This window comes from Thaumasiovibrio subtropicus (assembly GCF_019703835.1).
Lineage (GTDB): Bacteria > Pseudomonadota > Gammaproteobacteria > Enterobacterales > Vibrionaceae > Thaumasiovibrio > Thaumasiovibrio subtropicus.
Genome location: NZ_AP023054.1, coordinates 1,736,801 through 1,752,756, shown reverse-complemented (window position 1 = coordinate 1,752,756; position 15,956 = coordinate 1,736,801). Strand labels below are relative to the sequence as shown.

The following is a 15,956-nucleotide window of genomic DNA, read 5'->3' as shown; positions in this document are numbered from 1 at the left end:
GAGGTTCTATGTTACCTGCAATTCCTTTACTTGCCACGGCGGCGGGTTGGATCATCCGGATTTTTGCTTGGCTACTCCCAACGATTACGGTGTGGCTAGGTCCTGTGGTGATGGGCTTCATTGCTCGCGCGTTCTTGTCGATGGGTGGCTTTGGTGTGGTGTTTTCGGGCATGAACTTGCTGTTCTCTCAAGTGATTGCGCACTTGGTTTCGATGATGGGCGCCATACCTGAAATCACGTTTAAGCTGGTTGTGTTAATGGGGATCCCTGATGCGCTCAATATCTACTTGGGTGCGCTGTCAGCGCTCGCTACATGGAAAGGCACCACTAAACTAGGTAGCGCGGTCAATACCATGACAGGCAAACCAAAACTCTCGGGTGGTTATTTCTTTACTGGCAAGCCATAGGGTTAAATCATGCTAACACTGATCACAGGTAAACCAGGGGCATCGAAAACCCTGCATGCACTCACCGAGCTTGTCGAAAGTAACGATGGCTCTCGCCCTATCTACTACAACAACATTTCTAATTTGATGTTGGATATGGAGTTCATCGCAACTTTTCGGGGGTTCTTCTATGGCTACTACCTGAGACGCAACAAGATTGAAGGCAAGTTAAAGCGCATCGTCGATGGCCGTCATGGTCAGAACATGTTTGTTGAATTTGAAGATGTGCTTTGGTTGCAAGGTCAGTTTGAAGCCTATGACCCCGTGGCGAACTGGTGTCACTACGTCGAAAAAGTCTATCCCAAGAAACAGTTACAACGTTACTTTGAGCTGCGGGAGATGTCCGAAGGCGAGTTGACCTTTTCGATGTTAAAGCCGCTGAACTTGCACTTCACCCATTTCAAGAATCCATTGCAATGGTATGAGCTCCCTACCCAATCGAAAATCTTGATAGATGAGTGTCAGCAGTTCTTCCCGCCGCGCCGTGTGGGCAGTGATATTCCGCAGGCCATTGCAGAAGTGGAGACGCACCGCCACAAAGGGTGGGATCTGTTCTATATCACCCAAGATCCAAAACTCATCGATGTGAACTTACGGCGCCTAACCGGTTGCCATGTTCACTACCATAACAAGCTCGGTGGTAAGCGGGTTGTACGGCACCAGAAACCGGAGGTGTTTGCGCCTGATGACTGGATGTCGATGAAAAGTACGGTGAAGACCTACCCCAAACACAACAAGAAAATGTATGGGGTGTATCACTCGGCGTTCAAACACACTCATCGCTTAAACATTCCCTTCATTGCGAAGGTGGCAATGCTGTTCATTGTGGCCTTCATTGGCTTTGGGGCATACAAGGCCATGACCTTTGGTGATGACATAGTGACCGCGCCGGATGGTTCAGTCATGGTTATTGGGGATAGCCAAACTCAATCAGTACAAACCAAACCCATTCAAAAGAGTCACCAACCGATTACGGATTACATGTCAGAATACGTCTCAACGCTGGTTGAGGGTGTGTTTATCACGGGGTCAGTCAAAGCCCTAGTAAACAACTATACCCGTTACAGCTATGTGTTTAGCTATGAGAACGGCGATGTGTTCTATCCTGAGAATGTCGGCATGAAGGTCATCCCCATCAATGACTGCTTTGTTGAGCTAGCGTTCGCAGACTACAGGACATTTGTAACCTGCAATCCGGTGAAAAAGTATGAGCAGCCCGAGCAAGTTAAAGATAATGAGCTTGAATTGGCAAATACGCTATTTTAACTAACCTCACTATTTAAATTATTAAATCAATTGGAAATATATAATTTAACTGGCACAACAATTGTCATGTCAATATATTTTAAACTTCAATAAAATAACATTTAATTACTTGATTTTGACGTGATTGACGTAATTACACAAGAGTTTCAACATTTAGTAATATTGCTCACAAATAGATTTGTTTTTAATGTATCACTTTAAATGATAAATATATTATTGGTTATTGCAATTATAGTTTTCAATTTTTCTCATAGTAGCGACGCGTTAACACCCTACTCAGGATGTTAACTGAAAAAGCGCGCTTCATCGTCGTTTCATTTTTCGATGCTGTCACACTGCGGGTTTGAATGACGTTGGTGTATCTCATCTTCGCAGCAGGAGCCACTCTAACGTGTCTGAGTGACTCTGTGACAGGTTATACTTACCTCTTATTAACCAGCTGCTTCTGTTTTATGTGGTAACGCCCAATCAAGGTGTGAAGCATGCGACACAAAACTGAATTTGACCGCCATAAACACTGAACTCGACCCAAACCAAAAATGCCAAGTGTGCTTAATCACTCTTAAATTGTGTGTTATGAGCGTGATCGAGAAAAGAGAAATTTATAATAAAACTCTCGGCAATCTGAAATTGTACACTGCAGTCGCCCTTGTTCTAGCTCACTTAAACAGCTATCGAGAACAGCAAGCACCAGAGTTTGAAACGCCTTTAGGTTTATTAGAGTAACATGGTTAGTTAAGTCATCGTCATATATGCCATTCCAAGGTACGGTTGGCCTTTGTATAACAACGTTAGTATCCGTTTTCATCCGGAATATTACATCAGTACCTGTATTTTGATTTCGGCTTGTCAGACTGCCATCATGGAATAATCCATGACGAAGAGTGACCAAATCTTCTATTTCATCAGCAGTCATCGTTGTGAAAGATTGCAATGCCCTCTTTATACCATTTGTCGCCCTTGGGTTATTATCTTGAATATGATACAAGCTACCAATTTGATCTAGAATGGCAAATGAAGTCATTAAGGGAACATATTGAGCGGTACGCTTATTGATAAATGAAGCGGATAATGTTTGAGTTAAGTCATGTAAGCACGACGTTAAATAACGTCCGTTTATCGAAACAAATTCATCCTGATACTGCAAATGAATTACATTCAAATCTTGAATAGTGAGTTGTTCGAGGTTTTTCCTACCAAATAATTATATTGGTCCATTCCATTAATGCTTGCTAAGTTCATTTTTACCTTATAAGTTCATAATACCCAATTAAGGTGTGAAGCACGCGACCACAGAGTTTAACTTAACCACGTTAAATTGTTTGTTAGCCGTTTCCTTCAGTCATGTATATACCTTTTGCCATAACCTTAGAAGGAGTTACATCATCACTCGTATATAGAATACAGTCTGGGTTGTACTCTCCGTTTTGGTGCATTTCCCATTCAGCTGCAAGCAACTTACTTTCAAAATGATTAAAATTGAGATTGAACCAGTTTTGTAGTTGCTGAAAGTTGTCAGCCTGCATTTCCCCTTGATGCTCTTCATGCATCGTGTCTAGAATAATTGGATATTTCCGTACAGTTGCAGCCATTAGTGCTTTTCTCGCAACACCCAATAACATTTGTCCCGTAAATTTGAGCTGAAAGTCCATTAGGTGATGTCGAAGCCCATATTTAATTCGAATTTCTTTCGAGTGAGACCAATATCTATTTTCCAGTAAGTCCAAGCGGGCTTCATAGGTTTTAAGTATTTCAGATTCGATAAAACCTTTAGTTTCCTCTTTGAGTTCGTCAAGTGTTAAGAGCTTAATGTTGGTATTCTTCGCAGCCTCAATTGCTCCAGATTGAAATCCACTGCTAGAAACAATAAATGCTTTGTCTACCCCTAGATCTTCTGAAATGCTGCGAAGAGCTAATACGTGACCTTTGTTTATCTTACGTTTCCAGTGCTTTGCTTCAACAATCCATTTTAGGTCGATGCCCAAAAATTTAGTTTTTACAAATACATCAACATCATGGCTTGTCCTGACACCAGTTAAGCTGACATTTGTTTCAGCTTCTGCTCCAATAGCGTTGAAGTGTTCGCATATTTCCTCTTGAAAGATAAACCAATTTTCTTGACGCATTAATCACCTTCAATACTCATACTTTGCCGAAACAGCTAACGCCTCAAACACCGGCTTGGTGAAGATGGCGAATTTTTTGGAACAAAAAAGGTGACAGCTTTGCCGAGACCGCGTGCTTTGACTTGTTAGTTGCTATCGCCAAAATTGCCACCATTTTTTAAGTGATGCTTGACGCATAGTTTCGCCTTCTGCTTTTAGTTCCTGCCAATTAGACCGACCATCCTCTCCGTATATCTCGCATTCTTCGCCCTGAACTTTTGCACTTAAAGACTCTGCTATTTTGTACATTTTTTGATAATTTCATCATCAGGATTCTTAACTTTGATATTACCCTCAAAATAATCAAACCATGCCATATTCCCGTCTTTTTCATGGCAGGAATATCCAGTCCAAACAGATAACCCTTCGCTTTCCACTCTAAGAGTACCGTTCGGAGTTTCTATTTCAGCAAAACCGTCCAATCTCATATCGGAAGAGGATTTAACAAAATTACACCATTCATCGAGGGTTATTTCATCGCCATCTTCATCAAACCATTCAGATTTTCTAGTAATGTGAAGATCGTATCCCATTGAGCCTCCTTGGGCAGCGTCTTGAACTCGTTAGTTTTAGTCATTATTAAACAATAATTTACATCAGATCATATGATCTTGCGAGTCATACTATGCGGAAAATATCCACATATCCAGCGATCTATGTGTTGCCGCTGGATAGAAACCAATGTTGCACTCTACAACCGACAAAAGGTATAGAATACGCATAGCTTTCCATACTTTACCTATAGTGCAAGTTTTCATATACATGAAGTGAAAAATATTAGACATTGCGCATATTGTTAGAGTCATGAAAGAAAGAGAGTTAAGACACCAAGACTTCACTGGTGAACGAGTATGCCTGCGAGTTTTTCATGTACTTTGCTCATTGTATAGCTATGTTTTACTTGGAATTCGACAAATGGTAGCGCGGCGTTTTTACAGATTTCACGAACAAATTCATCGCGCTTTTTGCGGTTTTTACGGTTGTGGGATTTGTCGTTTAACTCGATGGCGCATACTATGGTCAACTCCTCTCGGTCGCAGATGACGAAATCAAAGTGCTTTGCAGAAATACTATTGAATGCTCGTTGCCATTTACTCTTATCCGGCGTGGACTCTGGAGTAAGCACGTCTGCGATTCGCACCTTGCTGAAGATCGTGTATTTCTCTTCCATTACCACTTTTGTAGTATACCGTAGAAAGAACGTTCTGCTGGTGACATTAATGTATTGATTCGTTTATACGGATGAAATGTTTCTTCCTTTGGCGCAGCGCTTACACCCTCTTTGAAATTGGTGATTGTGTTACTTGGTTGAGGTGTGCGCTTTATTGGTGTGTGCTTTACTGGTTTGATGGTTGGTGTTTTTTTAAGGGCTATCGTACTGGGGTTATGTGTGCGCATCAGCAATGCGACGATGAGAGCGATGATGATTAAACTCAAGAACCAAAACATGACGACTCCTTGTTAATGCAAGCAAAACTAGTGTGCCATGCTATAGAGATTAGCGAAAATGGCATGTGTTTTGAATCGCTGTTAAACAATTTGTTATATGTGTTCTTGTTTAGGGTACAACTGATTTAAAAAATCCGCACACACACAGATGTGATGGTAAAAGTCTGGAACTAATAAGGTTGAGCCATGTGCTTGTGAGTTACGCAATCTAGAAATAACATCGATCATGCTTCGGCACCATTCATTAGTTGAACTTGGGTTATCAATATGTCGAAAGCCACTATCAGTAATCCAACCTTTATCTACAGCAAGAGTTAGCAATTTTTTAAGCATTAGTGGTCGATTATTTTTTCCACAAATACCAACTTGCTCTGCTTTTAGTCGTAAGGCTGACTCGATAATTGTATAAGTTTTTAGCTGAATTTCTGGAGCAAGAGCGTAGAAAAAGTAGCAGTAAAGCCCCATGTTCTTCGCTACATTAAATTGACCTCTAATATCCTCTGGGACTTCATCATTTAAGGTAACTTCTGAGAGATCCTCATGAATTATTTTGAGATCTGGTATATAGCCAGTAAGTTGACTAATCGATCGATGCTTTTCATCAAGCTTTGTGATATCAACAAATTTTTTGAACTCTTCCATGCTGCCAAACTCCAAAAGCATATAACGTCCATATAAGACGCCCATTACACGCTTGCTATTCTTTTAAGACTCACGCCCACCCAGCAAGCGTGTAATAGGTCGGCTTCAATGTGATTGTTAAGTGTTTTCAAGGATATATTTGGCGTGCTCGAATGCGCAACCGTTTAGCCTTGAAAGTATAGACCATATAGCTTTACTCGGTAGCTGCAGATCATGGCGGCTAAAGACTGAGTGTGACAGTGCATTTAATATGCTCTCTAGAACGATATCACTTTTCTCGTACTCTAGACGTGAGCCCAACTGATCAATGATTTCTTGTAATCTAACAGAACTTATAACTTCAGCCTCAAGGAGATCACCAAGATACTCTGCTGCTAGATCTCGTGTAGGTTGATCCTTAGATCCTAAGTCGGTGAAGTACTTTTCTAGTCGCTTGCTTTGATTCATTGCTTCTTACACTTTACGCCTGCTTAAGCCGCTGCCAACGCAATACAATGGCTACCGCATTGCGCTTTAAACACAATTATTACAAAACAAATAACAGTTTTGGCAGTTGGTTGCAGTGTCTTGTTATGCGCCACTTTTTACGTAATTATATGTGCTAGGATTTTCCGGGTTTTCATGAAATCCATTGCTAATAAATGAGCCAACATAGAGAACTTGGTTAAATTCATTCACATCGATCTCTAATCCATGCTCCTGTTCCCATTCACAGCTTCCGTTTGCCATAGCGTAGTATTGCTCATCATGAGAAAACAATGTGATGGTTCCAATCCGCAAAAACTTCCAAATATCTTCGCTCATTTGGATAGCAGGATATTTTTCTCCATACATGGCTAAAGTTACATCATAATAGGCAAAAGCATCGGCTCTAACGATTTAAAAATTCCGAATCCCAACACATTACACTCTTTAGAATATTTTCAAAGCCTTGTAATGACTCATCATTTCCAAGCTCTATTATGATATCAACCTCATATTTCAAAAATCAAAATAGAAACTTTTCTCTTGGATCTCTCTAAAATCTGAAATCTTCATTCAACTTCCTTTGCGCATAACGCTTTAGATACGGATTATTTCCGTATAACTTCCCTAAGTTTACTTCCGCATAGCATGCATACCTAACTTGGGATTGCTGACTTTAGTTACTTATAAACAATAACTTACATTAAATCATATAATCTTGCGAGTCATATTATGTGGAAAAGAATCACATATCCTGCGAACTATGTATTCCAGCTGGATAGAGCAATATCTATCCTAAACATATCTACTCACTCTTAGGAGGTTTGAGCCTAGGAAATCGTATCGTTAACCTTGTTTATAATGCGTGAATTATGGATAAGAAGGCAACCCACAGAAGTTGATTTGGTGATGAGATGCAAATTGCCGGGACAAAACACGACTTGATATCTGCGCTAAACGAGAGAGAGGTCTCGTCTAGCGCCGTGTGTTGCTTCGCGTGTGATGATCTTTTCTTACCACCTGAACCTACCCGCGCCCTACCTCGCCCGCTCTTAGTGCGCGCTGTAGAAAGGTAGCCTAATCTGCCGTTTTCATTGATAGTGCACTCATTTATCTTGGGTTGATATACTTCGTTGCCAAAAACTCGTTGATCTCGATAGATTGAGAGAGTAACCAATTTCAACAAATTCACCCACTAACGTGTCATTTTGGACTTTACCTTCAAATTTGCCCATCACTTCCGATTCAAAAGTAATGTTATCTGGCGAGCATTCGAAACAGTCAAGTAACTCTGGTTTCTTAGGCCATCCTTCGAAAAGTTGAAAGAGAATTGAGACACTATTCAAGTCAGATTGACCATTGTTAAGAATTAGCACTTCATAACCTGATGGTTCTCCGTGTTTAGAATTTACATTGCTGTAATAGCCATAGAGATCAGATGCCATTATGTTTGTTGAAGTGACTGTGAGGAGTAGTAACAAAAACATCACTCTGATAGGTTGAACTTTATGATTTGCATGTTTGCCTGTAAGTAGAACATCACGGAACAAAGGTGACGTGAACTGTTTAAAGGCTTTGAAGCAACGAGTCACAACGAAAAGTAATAACAATAGTGAGAGAGCAAACTTGATGGGCGACCCCTTGTTATCTCATACTTGAAAGGCATATTGATTAACTTAGCGTAAAGTGTCTGAATAATCGATAAGAATGTAACCTACATAATCTGATTTAGTGATGGGATGTAAATTGCTGTGACAACATGCAACTTGATACCGGCGCTAAACGAGACTGAGGTCTCGTCTAGTGCCGTGTGTCGCTTCGCGTGTGATGATCTCTTCTCACCACCTGAACCCACCCGCGCCCTATCTAGCCAGCTCTTGATACTCTCAGCGTGACAATTCGCGCATCAATCATCACTAGCCTTTGCAAAAGCAATGATGTGGCCATCGATATCTTTGCTATAGCCCACTGTATGACCCCAATCTCTTTTTTTAATGCCACTAAGTTCTGTTCCCCCACTGATAAGACTTCTCCCGTGATATTCGTGAGGGTTGTCAACTTCGATGTAAAGCTCGGCACATGGGTTCTGATTGGCGAGTTCTGGCGCTGTGATTTCCTCTCCAAGTAGGCGGTGAATACTGCTGTAGGGCATCAATCCCAAGGTACACTCGTTACTTAAATGAAATTCCGTCATTCCCGGCACGTTTAACACCGGATTTGTACAAAACACTCTTGAATAAAACTCAGTGCTTTTTGTTGATCTTTTACATATAGAATAAGGTGTGAATACATGTCGTCCTTCCTTTGACTCTGTGTTTGATCCAAGTAATGATTCGAGTTTCAACCATTGTTCTAGTGACAAATAGCGTTCTACTTGTCGTCATTATTGTAGTGTAATAAAGGAGTGGTAATAATGTAGCTTGTGCTATCCGATATTTCAGAAATAAGTTCCATATTAAACGCTTCAAGCCTACTAACTCTATGATTTACAATGTCTATATAGATTGGTGTATTTTTTGAGTAACGATGCCATAGTAAGTATACTTCGCCTTTAATAGTTACTTGAAACCAAGACTCTGATACAACGCCTTTTTGAAAAGTGATTTTTAAACTCATTCTCTCTTGCTATTGCAATGTTTTTCCAAACATCAACTTGGCTCTCATATCCTTCTTTGACCTTAATAAGACCCGATGTTACGCCCATGAAAATACCTTATACTTTTTGAAGCCAAAGTGGTAATTTGGCGGAGATAATTATCTTTTCTTTTCATTCATATTGATATTAATAGCAGCATGACGTTACAGTTTAATTACAGGGTATATTTCATTATGGATGGCATACTTATTAATATATAGTCATTTACGTATATCTTAATATTAAGACTAAGTTTAAAGTTTTAAGAAAACCGTCACACTCTACAAAACAATTTTTGTTAATATAATAGCCATCACTAAAAGCGAAAAAGCAATGTCGAAATTAATCAATAAAATCAATAAATTACGCTAACTAATGTTAAATAATCAGTACTGATTTTGGCATATTGAGAAAAATTAGGTTCGTTTTATGGTGATAGTTACTGCATATTTTGATAAAGAGGCGTCAAGAAAAGTTTTCTTTGCGCTAACCAGTTCTGATTTGAAGCTAAATTTGCGCTATTTTAATGCTAATCAAAGAAATAGAAAGCGCCAGCGTCCTTCAGGTAATTTTGATTTAGACTACTACATGGGTGAAGGAGATGGTTTTTACCTGTATTCAGAAGTAGCATCAATTTACTTTTGTTACAAAGATGGCTTTTACAAGCTGAGAGCTGACTTCAGCCTTAAAGTACCATCAAACACCTATAGCCTGTTATTCAAGAAGATATCGCGGATATCCGGTGTTTCATTTGCTTTCTGTTGTGATCGAGACGAACTAGTTCATCGAAACAGAGTAAGCAATCAAACTGATAGTCAAGTTCGGACTAAATGGATTGGTCTGGATCCTAATAAACTCATACCAGGAATTTATTGGAAAACGTACATTTCAAATCAACTATTAAGCGTGCACAAAGTACATTGCAGACATTTAAGTTTAATCCCCTCATTTGACACCAAGGAAAATGAGAACGGCATACTGATTAGTGCTTTCCCAATATTCAGTGATTGGAAACGTTTTCAAAAACTGATTGATGAGGTTTTGTATAGGAATCAAGGATTTTTTTCCAAAATTAGATTCAATGAAATGTGTTAGACAGTAATCTAATTGTTATGTAAAGAAGTCGGTTTAGTACTAATAAATGAATTGTTGAGTAGTATCATGTCGGCGCTCAACGAGAGCGAGTTCTCGTTGAGCGCCATATGTTGCTTCGCGTGTGATGATCTCTTCTCACCACCTGAACCCACCCGCGCCCTACCTAGCCAGCTCATAATGCCCTCAGCGTAAGAATCAGGTGATGATGTCATCATCGGTGTTAGTTTGTAGTGGCATAATGCGCACTTAAGGGTGTACATGCAACATCTTCACAAAACCTGTATTAGCTGTCTGCTTGATAACGCATACCCGCAGATTTTGGGCTAAAACCTTCTGGAAATTCGGTATTTTTGTCGTAAATCGAGCCTTCAAAACTAGCCCCATCGATTTCAGCTTGGCCTCCCATATTATCTTTACCGAGTTTTGCGCCTCTAAAGTCACAGTTAGTCAATATTGCATTGATTAAAACAGACCCTCTCATATCTGCGTTACGGAAATCACATCCACTAAAGTATGAATCGGATAAGTTAGCCCAGTAAAGAATAGCCCCCTTAAAGCAACGACCACGCAAGCCCCTCTGCCCAATGAAACACAACCCTGACAAATCTGCGCCTTCATAATCACAACCAGGTTCTGCAATATACGCGGTTAAAATTGGGTTGCCGCTATCGTCTTCAATTAATAATCGAGTCTTCTTAGTCATATGGCTAACATCCTGTTATTAATGAGTTATACTAGAACCAAGCAGTCACAAACAACGAACAATACGGAGTTCAATTTTTTATGCGCGCGGTTTAAACTTCTTCGTCATGCCTTGGCTAGAGGGAGAAACGAGCCTGTACCCCAACTTTTCATAGAATATTGGCTCATCGGCGATCATCGAAACATAAGAGCCTTCCAAGACAACCGACGACAAATAGTCATCTATATGCTCCATGACTTTTCGGCCTAACCCTTGCCCCTGATAATTTGGATCAACCGCGACATCCACTACTTCAAAATTGCATGCACCATCTCCAACCACACGCCCCATGGCAATCAAGACACCACCATCTCGAACCGAGATAGCATACAGGCTGTTTGGTAAAGCAATCGTAGCTGCCTTTAGCGACTTTGGGGACAAACCTGCCTTCACACGCATTTCACAAAACTCTATTGGGCTGGGGACTTTCGCTTCGAATGTTAACATCATTATATATAGCTCCTTAGTTGACACGAGGAGCATACACACAAACACTGTGTAAATAAACAGTAAATTGTTTTATGAGTAGTATAAAACGCCATTCTCTATTGCCAACGCAGTGTTTTACTTCGCGTAAAATGATGTCGTCATCGGTTTTAGTTGTTAATAAAACGCAATGTTGCTCTTGCGGTTTTCATGAGTTCCCTGTTTAGCTCTTCCTAAAACAGGGAATTCGCTCAGCCTCACAGTGCCTTTTAATTTCGGTGATGAGTTTCTCAGGTGAGCTGTTTAGGTGAGGATGTTCAGTCGAATACATCAACCCAATATCAAGTGGATGTTGCACATCTCTGACGATAAGTGCCGTCATATGATCAGAGAGCTTTTCAAACTCATAATCTGTCAGCCCTATTTGTTCACTTACACCGGGCACCATTAGTAGCCTCATGGCTTCTAGAAACTCTGACTCGGTATATTCATACAAGTAATCGTACATATTAGTTTTTGCTATGTAATTCGGTAGGTATTGATGAATGAACTCTATGTCTGCGTCATAGAAGTCGGTTAACGGGATATCCGTAGGATCGAACCAATAGAAACTTTGTTGACGTTCAGGATCAAGAGCTTCTGGTTCAATGCCTGCCGAAGTTGCCATAAGAACATAGTGAATATCACCACCAAATTGGTTTGTAAGCGTGTGACTTCCTAATGCCTTAACGTTTGATATCCCAGTCTCTTCCCATAACTCACGCACTGCCGCCTGAACACCAGATTCTTTTGGATCCACTGCACCACCTGGAAATTCAAACACCATACCTTGATTATGTCGATAACGCTTTTGTACAAGAACACATCCATTCCTAACGACAACAGCCATTGATAAATTTTTCAAATCTATTGCTCTATCCTAACTCATACGATTACGGGTGTTACCGAGAAAACGTAGACAATTAACGGACCATCTAAACCCACCCGCGCCCTATCCCACCAGCTCATCAAACTCTCAACGAAATAATCAGTCATCGATACCTAAGAGAAATTAATCAATTTAACTCAAAAGGCGAGCATGGTGTGCCTTGGTGATATTTTAGTTGCCAAGATGAACCAGTAAAACCCAAATAGAACAGCGTTTAGCATAGCCACTGACCTCGCCTACCTCATCGACAATGGCTGACTTATACTTTAGCATTTGGACAGAGGGTTCAAGTTGAATGCACTCATAGGCTTGCGAATGAACTCGAGTATTTGACGGTTTTTCATTTTTCATCATTTCAATGATTGAGGCAAAGTCATAGCTGTTCCCAGATTTACCAACTTCTGAGAATTGTGGATGAATCAAACGTTTTCTATCCACGTCGTTCTGACGGATTTTGTACTGGTGAAGTTCAATTTCTTGTTCAACTAGAATATCCATATAATCTCCGAATTCGATAAGATTGATAGCGCTGCGATCGCTAACATAGATTTACGTGAATTTTAACTAAGATGGTGCTTTCTTCAGACCCAAAAATCCAACGATAGACTGCTAAGTTAAGGTGATTATTCAGATATTCACCCACCAAAAAAACTCAGGCCTAAAGTAAACGTCAGCCTTATAGACGTTGCTTCTAACAAATTTTTTAGCTCTGGGCTAAAAAAAAGATATTGTTGATCCATTAGGAACACTTTTCTACCTCTAAGATCCAAATCAGCGATACCACACTCTCTCGGTTTACTCGTGTTTGATCGTCGTGAGAGAAACGATACATCTAGCCCCAAAGGGGTAAATCAGATCGATGACCTCTGTAGAGTCCCCAGAAGACATGGGGACGCTCTATTATTGATAGTACACATGAGTTGATTGAGGTGGTATAGATGGCTGAAGAGAACTATCTGAAAGAAGAGCTTTATTCTCTTATCTCTAGTAACCCAGAAATCTTTGACTTTATCTGTGAAAGCTCACTTGATGGGATTTGGTATTGGGATGTAGTTGAAGGCAATAACGAGTGGATGAGCCCTGAGCTATGGCATCTTCTCGGTTATGATCCCGCAGACAAAGCCCACCTCGTCACTGAATGGCAAGAGCTCATCAATCAGGATGATTTGAAGTTAGCAACAAAGAATTTTTTGTTGCATTGTGAAGATCCAAACCACAAGTACGATCAAGAAGTAAGATACAAACATAAGAATGGCACGACTGTTTGGGTTAGATGTCGTGGAAAAGCAATTCGAGATGAGAATGGTAAAGTAATACGGTTGTTTGGGGCTCATACAGACATTACCGAGCTGAAAAGAACGCAGCTTGAGTTAGAGCGAAAAAATGAGCAGCTCCAACACATGGTTACACATGATAATCTTACCGGCCTTTTGAATCGCAAAGGCCTTTCCGATTGCTTGAGCGACGCTCTGAAGAAGACAGGTTGCGATCGCGCCATGATTGGCATGGCAGTCATTGATGTAGATAATTTTAAAGTCATTAACGACACTTATGGGCATGTTCATGGCGATCGCGTCTTAACGTTAGTTGCTCAAACACTCAAGAACTCTGTTCGAGATACGGACTACCTATCTAGATTTGCCGGTGATGAGTTTGCGTTATTAATGCTAGATAAATCTGAAGGTTGTTTTTTGAAGATCTTAGAGCGTGCGAAATCCGCTATCTCTGCAAATGCAGAACTCAGAAAAATGCATGTGACAGTGAGCGTTGGTATTAGTTACTTTTTGTTGGAAGAGATTAAGATTTTGAGTACCAGTTCAGAGGCAATCGATCCTGCCCCTGTTTTAAAGTCTCTTATTTATCGTGCTGATCAGGCTATGTATGAATCTAAAAGGATTGGTAGAGATACAATCACAGTCAGCAACTAAGCAAAGTACGTCACTGTTAACTCGGATCAGAATCAATACAATTCATCCACTTGCGTCGTAACATCGCATACAAATGCGTGACTTCATTGTCACTTGCCCGCTATCTTACCCATCCACTCATGATTAACTATCACTGGGGTGAATTAATTGTACTCGCTAGGACAGAACTTTGACCCAAACCAAGGGTTTGCCCACACTTTTGGTTAATAATGCTTTGATCCTAAGTGACGAGTGCCTATGAACCGCCAAACCTTGCCAGAGAAATTGATCACCGCCCTATTCAGCCACCGTGAGCCGTTGCAAGCTCATCATGCTGTTACGTCTTACTGTATTCCTACAGACAAAGCGGGAAAACTAAGAGACGCAGTTCAAAAGCAGCGTGGCAATCAGGCAGATTCGTTGACCGGGCACTGTTTACTACATGATCCTTTTGATGCGCTGGCGGCGCGAATCGCCCTTATTCGCAATGCCGAGTTTACTATTGATCTGCAATACTACATTTATCGCAATGATACGGTGGGTAAATTGCTTGCCGCGGAGCTGATTAAAGCCGCAGAGCGTGGTGTGCGTGTTCGCGCCCTGATCGACGATTTTGGTAGTCAAGGCCTTGATGATTCGATCATACACTTGCATGCCCACCCAAATATTGAAGTGCGGCTGTTTAATGCGTTTTGCCGAAAACAGAATCTCTATACTCAGCTTTTATTCGGGTTCGGGAATACCTCGCGCCGAATGCACAACAAATCCCTTACGGCCGATAACCAAGTTTCTATTATCGGTGGACGTAATATTGGTGATGAGTACTTTGGTGCGAATCCAAACGTTGTGTTCGATGATCTCGATGTGTTGGTCACCAACCCAGCAGCGGATGATATTTCAACGGCTTTTGATTCTTTCTGGAACAGCTCAAGGGCTATGGCAATATGTGACGTTATTAAAGAGGCAGGAAGCCATGCCGCGTTAATGGCAAAATTCACTGCCTATCAGCAACTTCTTGACCTCGAAAACCACAATTCATTCTTACGAACATTTTTTCGCAACCCCTTTCTAGCCGTGAATGATTTCTCGCAGCTCAGCTTTCACTGGGCAAACGCTGAAGTGAAAGCGGACGATGTTTACAAAGTTTCGTTACCTCGATGTCGTGAAGATGTCATGTTATCAGCCCAATTAATGCCTTTAATTGAGAGTATTGAACAACAGCTGGTGATTGTATCGCCCTATTTTGTGCCAGGCGAACAAGGGGTGGCGTTCTTTGAACATTTAACGGAAAAGGGGATCGAGGTCATTATTGTCACCAACTCTCTCGCCTCAAATGATGTTCCCATTGTGCATGCTGGTTATGCGAAGTATCGCAAAGCGCTTTTAAAGGCGGGAGTTAATCTCTATGAAATTGACGGCAGTGTCACCAATGAAAAACTGCGTAAATCCCTACCGAAGTGGTTTGCTTCTCGCTCCAGTCTGCATGCGAAGTTCTTTGTTTTTGATCAAGCGGCCACTTTTATCGGCAGTTTCAATTTCGATCCGCGTTCGTTTTTTGAAAACACTGAAATTGGCGTGACATTACACTGCCCAGCACTGGCCATTGACACCACGGATAAGCTCGTTGCCGCGCTTCGAAACGGCGCGTTTAAACTCTCTATTGAAAAAGGCTCTTTATCCTGGCGAAGAGGCCAACAGACCTGCACTAAAGAGCCGCATACGTCATGGATTAAACGCGTCTCTAATCGTTTAATGGGCTACCTCCCTATCGAATCTCAGCTGTAAATAAG

General features: G+C 41.0%; 17 protein-coding genes and 2 pseudogenes. 5 read left to right on the top strand and 14 right to left on the bottom strand.

Annotated elements, in window-relative coordinates; translation table 11 throughout:
* Positions 1–8 precede the first annotated feature (8 nt).
* Positions 9–407, top strand: a complete 399-nt coding sequence (locus tag TSUB_RS07865; protein ID WP_087021013.1) for a DUF2523 family protein — start codon at positions 9–11, stop codon at positions 405–407.
* Positions 408–416: 9 nt separating this feature from the next.
* Entirely contained in the window at positions 417–1,712 is a 1,296-nt protein-coding gene (locus TSUB_RS07860) for a zonular occludens toxin domain-containing protein (RefSeq protein WP_087021016.1), read from the top strand.
* 574 nt (positions 1,713–2,286) lie between these two features.
* On the opposite strand, the gene TSUB_RS07855 is transcribed toward TSUB_RS07860, so the two are convergent.
* The 9 genes from TSUB_RS07855 to TSUB_RS07815 form a co-directional block, all read right to left on the bottom strand.
* A complete protein-coding gene (locus TSUB_RS07855) occupies positions 2,287–2,859 on the bottom strand; it encodes a hypothetical protein (protein ID WP_221274581.1) in 573 nt (190 codons plus the stop codon).
* 178 nt (positions 2,860–3,037) lie between these two features.
* Positions 3,038–3,838 (bottom strand): restriction endonuclease, encoded by an 801-nt coding sequence (locus tag TSUB_RS07850; RefSeq protein ID WP_221274580.1) that lies wholly within the window; start codon positions 3,836–3,838, stop codon positions 3,038–3,040.
* 275 nt (positions 3,839–4,113) lie between these two features.
* Positions 4,114–4,410: a hypothetical protein gene (locus TSUB_RS07845; protein ID WP_221274579.1), complete on the bottom strand. Its 297-nt coding sequence runs from the start codon at positions 4,408–4,410 to the stop codon at positions 4,114–4,116.
* Between the two features lie 302 nt (positions 4,411–4,712).
* Positions 4,713–5,048: a DUF2726 domain-containing protein gene (locus tag TSUB_RS07840; protein ID WP_221274578.1), complete on the bottom strand. Its 336-nt coding sequence runs from the start codon at positions 5,046–5,048 to the stop codon at positions 4,713–4,715.
* Positions 5,048–5,326 carry a hypothetical protein gene (locus TSUB_RS07835; protein WP_221274577.1) on the bottom strand — a complete coding sequence of 93 codons (279 nt, stop codon included), beginning with the start codon at positions 5,324–5,326 and terminating at the stop codon, positions 5,048–5,050. The genes TSUB_RS07840 and TSUB_RS07835 overlap by 1 nt, the downstream gene beginning before the upstream one ends.
* A gap of 93 nt (positions 5,327–5,419) precedes the next feature.
* On the bottom strand, positions 5,420–5,989 hold the full coding sequence (locus TSUB_RS07830; protein ID WP_221274576.1) for a hypothetical protein: 570 nt from the start codon (positions 5,987–5,989) through the stop codon (positions 5,420–5,422).
* Positions 5,990–6,538: 549 nt separating this feature from the next.
* Positions 6,539–6,847: a DUF6985 domain-containing protein gene (locus TSUB_RS07825; RefSeq protein WP_414718376.1), complete on the bottom strand. Its 309-nt coding sequence runs from the start codon at positions 6,845–6,847 to the stop codon at positions 6,539–6,541.
* Positions 6,848–7,539: 692 nt separating this feature from the next.
* Entirely contained in the window at positions 7,540–7,809 is a 270-nt protein-coding gene (locus TSUB_RS07820; RefSeq protein WP_221274574.1) for a hypothetical protein, read from the bottom strand.
* Positions 7,810–8,339: 530 nt separating this feature from the next.
* On the bottom strand, positions 8,340–8,627 hold the full coding sequence (locus TSUB_RS07815) for a VOC family protein (RefSeq protein WP_246616420.1): 288 nt from the start codon (positions 8,625–8,627) through the stop codon (positions 8,340–8,342).
* An 870-nt stretch (positions 8,628–9,497) separates the two neighbouring features.
* Here TSUB_RS07815 and TSUB_RS07810 point away from each other — a divergent pair.
* On the top strand, positions 9,498–10,163 hold the full coding sequence (locus tag TSUB_RS07810) for a hypothetical protein (RefSeq protein ID WP_087021090.1): 666 nt from the start codon (positions 9,498–9,500) through the stop codon (positions 10,161–10,163).
* A gap of 283 nt (positions 10,164–10,446) precedes the next feature.
* On the opposite strand, the gene TSUB_RS07805 is transcribed toward TSUB_RS07810, so the two are convergent.
* From TSUB_RS07805 to TSUB_RS07790, 5 genes and pseudogenes are all read right to left on the bottom strand, one after another.
* Complete coding sequence (locus TSUB_RS07805) at positions 10,447–10,866, bottom strand: pentapeptide repeat-containing protein (protein WP_087024429.1); 420 nt, start codon at positions 10,864–10,866, stop codon at positions 10,447–10,449.
* Between the two features lie 78 nt (positions 10,867–10,944).
* Positions 10,945–11,355 carry a GNAT family N-acetyltransferase gene (locus TSUB_RS07800; protein WP_087024427.1) on the bottom strand — a complete coding sequence of 137 codons (411 nt, stop codon included), beginning with the start codon at positions 11,353–11,355 and terminating at the stop codon, positions 10,945–10,947.
* Positions 11,356–11,554: 199 nt separating this feature from the next.
* Positions 11,555–11,839 carry a bacteriocin immunity protein gene (locus TSUB_RS25020; protein ID WP_281422931.1) on the bottom strand — a complete coding sequence of 95 codons (285 nt, stop codon included), beginning with the start codon at positions 11,837–11,839 and terminating at the stop codon, positions 11,555–11,557.
* A 15-nt stretch (positions 11,840–11,854) separates the two neighbouring features.
* A pseudogene (locus tag TSUB_RS25015) lies at positions 11,855–12,235 on the bottom strand (NUDIX hydrolase); the annotation flags it as partial.
* A 151-nt stretch (positions 12,236–12,386) separates the two neighbouring features.
* Positions 12,387–12,757, bottom strand: a pseudogene (locus TSUB_RS07790) (nuclear transport factor 2 family protein).
* Between the two features lie 440 nt (positions 12,758–13,197).
* On the opposite strand from TSUB_RS07790, the gene TSUB_RS07785 reads away from it, so the two are divergent.
* Positions 13,198–14,187 (top strand): sensor domain-containing diguanylate cyclase, encoded by a 990-nt coding sequence (locus TSUB_RS07785; protein WP_087017668.1) that lies wholly within the window; start codon positions 13,198–13,200, stop codon positions 14,185–14,187.
* A gap of 237 nt (positions 14,188–14,424) precedes the next feature.
* The gene (locus TSUB_RS07780; RefSeq protein WP_221274572.1) at positions 14,425–15,951 is read left to right on the top strand and encodes a phospholipase D-like domain-containing protein; all 1,527 of its coding nucleotides are present in this window, start codon (positions 14,425–14,427) and stop codon (positions 15,949–15,951) included.
* The last annotated feature ends 5 nt before the right edge of the window (positions 15,952–15,956 follow it).

Excerpts from the sequence above, each read along its gene's own strand:
- TSUB_RS25020 (WP_281422931.1), bottom strand. The coding sequence starts at position 11,839 with ATGTACGATTACTTGTATGAATATACCGAGTCAGAGTTTCTAGAAGCC.
- TSUB_RS07805 (WP_087024429.1), bottom strand. The coding sequence starts at position 10,866 with ATGACTAAGAAGACTCGATTATTAATTGAAGACGATAGCGGCAACCCA.
- TSUB_RS07785 (WP_087017668.1), top strand. The coding sequence starts at position 13,198 with ATGGCTGAAGAGAACTATCTGAAAGAAGAGCTTTATTCTCTTATCTCT.
- TSUB_RS07845 (WP_221274579.1), bottom strand. The coding sequence starts at position 4,410 with ATGGGATACGATCTTCACATTACTAGAAAATCTGAATGGTTTGATGAA.
- TSUB_RS07860 (WP_087021016.1), top strand. The coding sequence starts at position 417 with ATGCTAACACTGATCACAGGTAAACCAGGGGCATCGAAAACCCTGCAT.
- TSUB_RS07850 (WP_221274580.1), bottom strand. The coding sequence starts at position 3,838 with ATGCGTCAAGAAAATTGGTTTATCTTTCAAGAGGAAATATGCGAACAC.
- TSUB_RS07865 (WP_087021013.1), top strand. The coding sequence starts at position 9 with ATGTTACCTGCAATTCCTTTACTTGCCACGGCGGCGGGTTGGATCATC.
- TSUB_RS07800 (WP_087024427.1), bottom strand. The coding sequence starts at position 11,355 with ATGATGTTAACATTCGAAGCGAAAGTCCCCAGCCCAATAGAGTTTTGT.
- TSUB_RS07815 (WP_246616420.1), bottom strand. The coding sequence starts at position 8,627 with ATGACGGAATTTCATTTAAGTAACGAGTGTACCTTGGGATTGATGCCC.
- TSUB_RS07830 (WP_221274576.1), bottom strand. The coding sequence starts at position 5,989 with ATGCTTTTGGAGTTTGGCAGCATGGAAGAGTTCAAAAAATTTGTTGAT.
- TSUB_RS07810 (WP_087021090.1), top strand. The coding sequence starts at position 9,498 with ATGGTGATAGTTACTGCATATTTTGATAAAGAGGCGTCAAGAAAAGTT.
- TSUB_RS07840 (WP_221274578.1), bottom strand. The coding sequence starts at position 5,048 with ATGGAAGAGAAATACACGATCTTCAGCAAGGTGCGAATCGCAGACGTG.
- TSUB_RS07835 (WP_221274577.1), bottom strand. The coding sequence starts at position 5,326 with ATGTTTTGGTTCTTGAGTTTAATCATCATCGCTCTCATCGTCGCATTG.
- TSUB_RS07780 (WP_221274572.1), top strand. The coding sequence starts at position 14,425 with ATGAACCGCCAAACCTTGCCAGAGAAATTGATCACCGCCCTATTCAGC.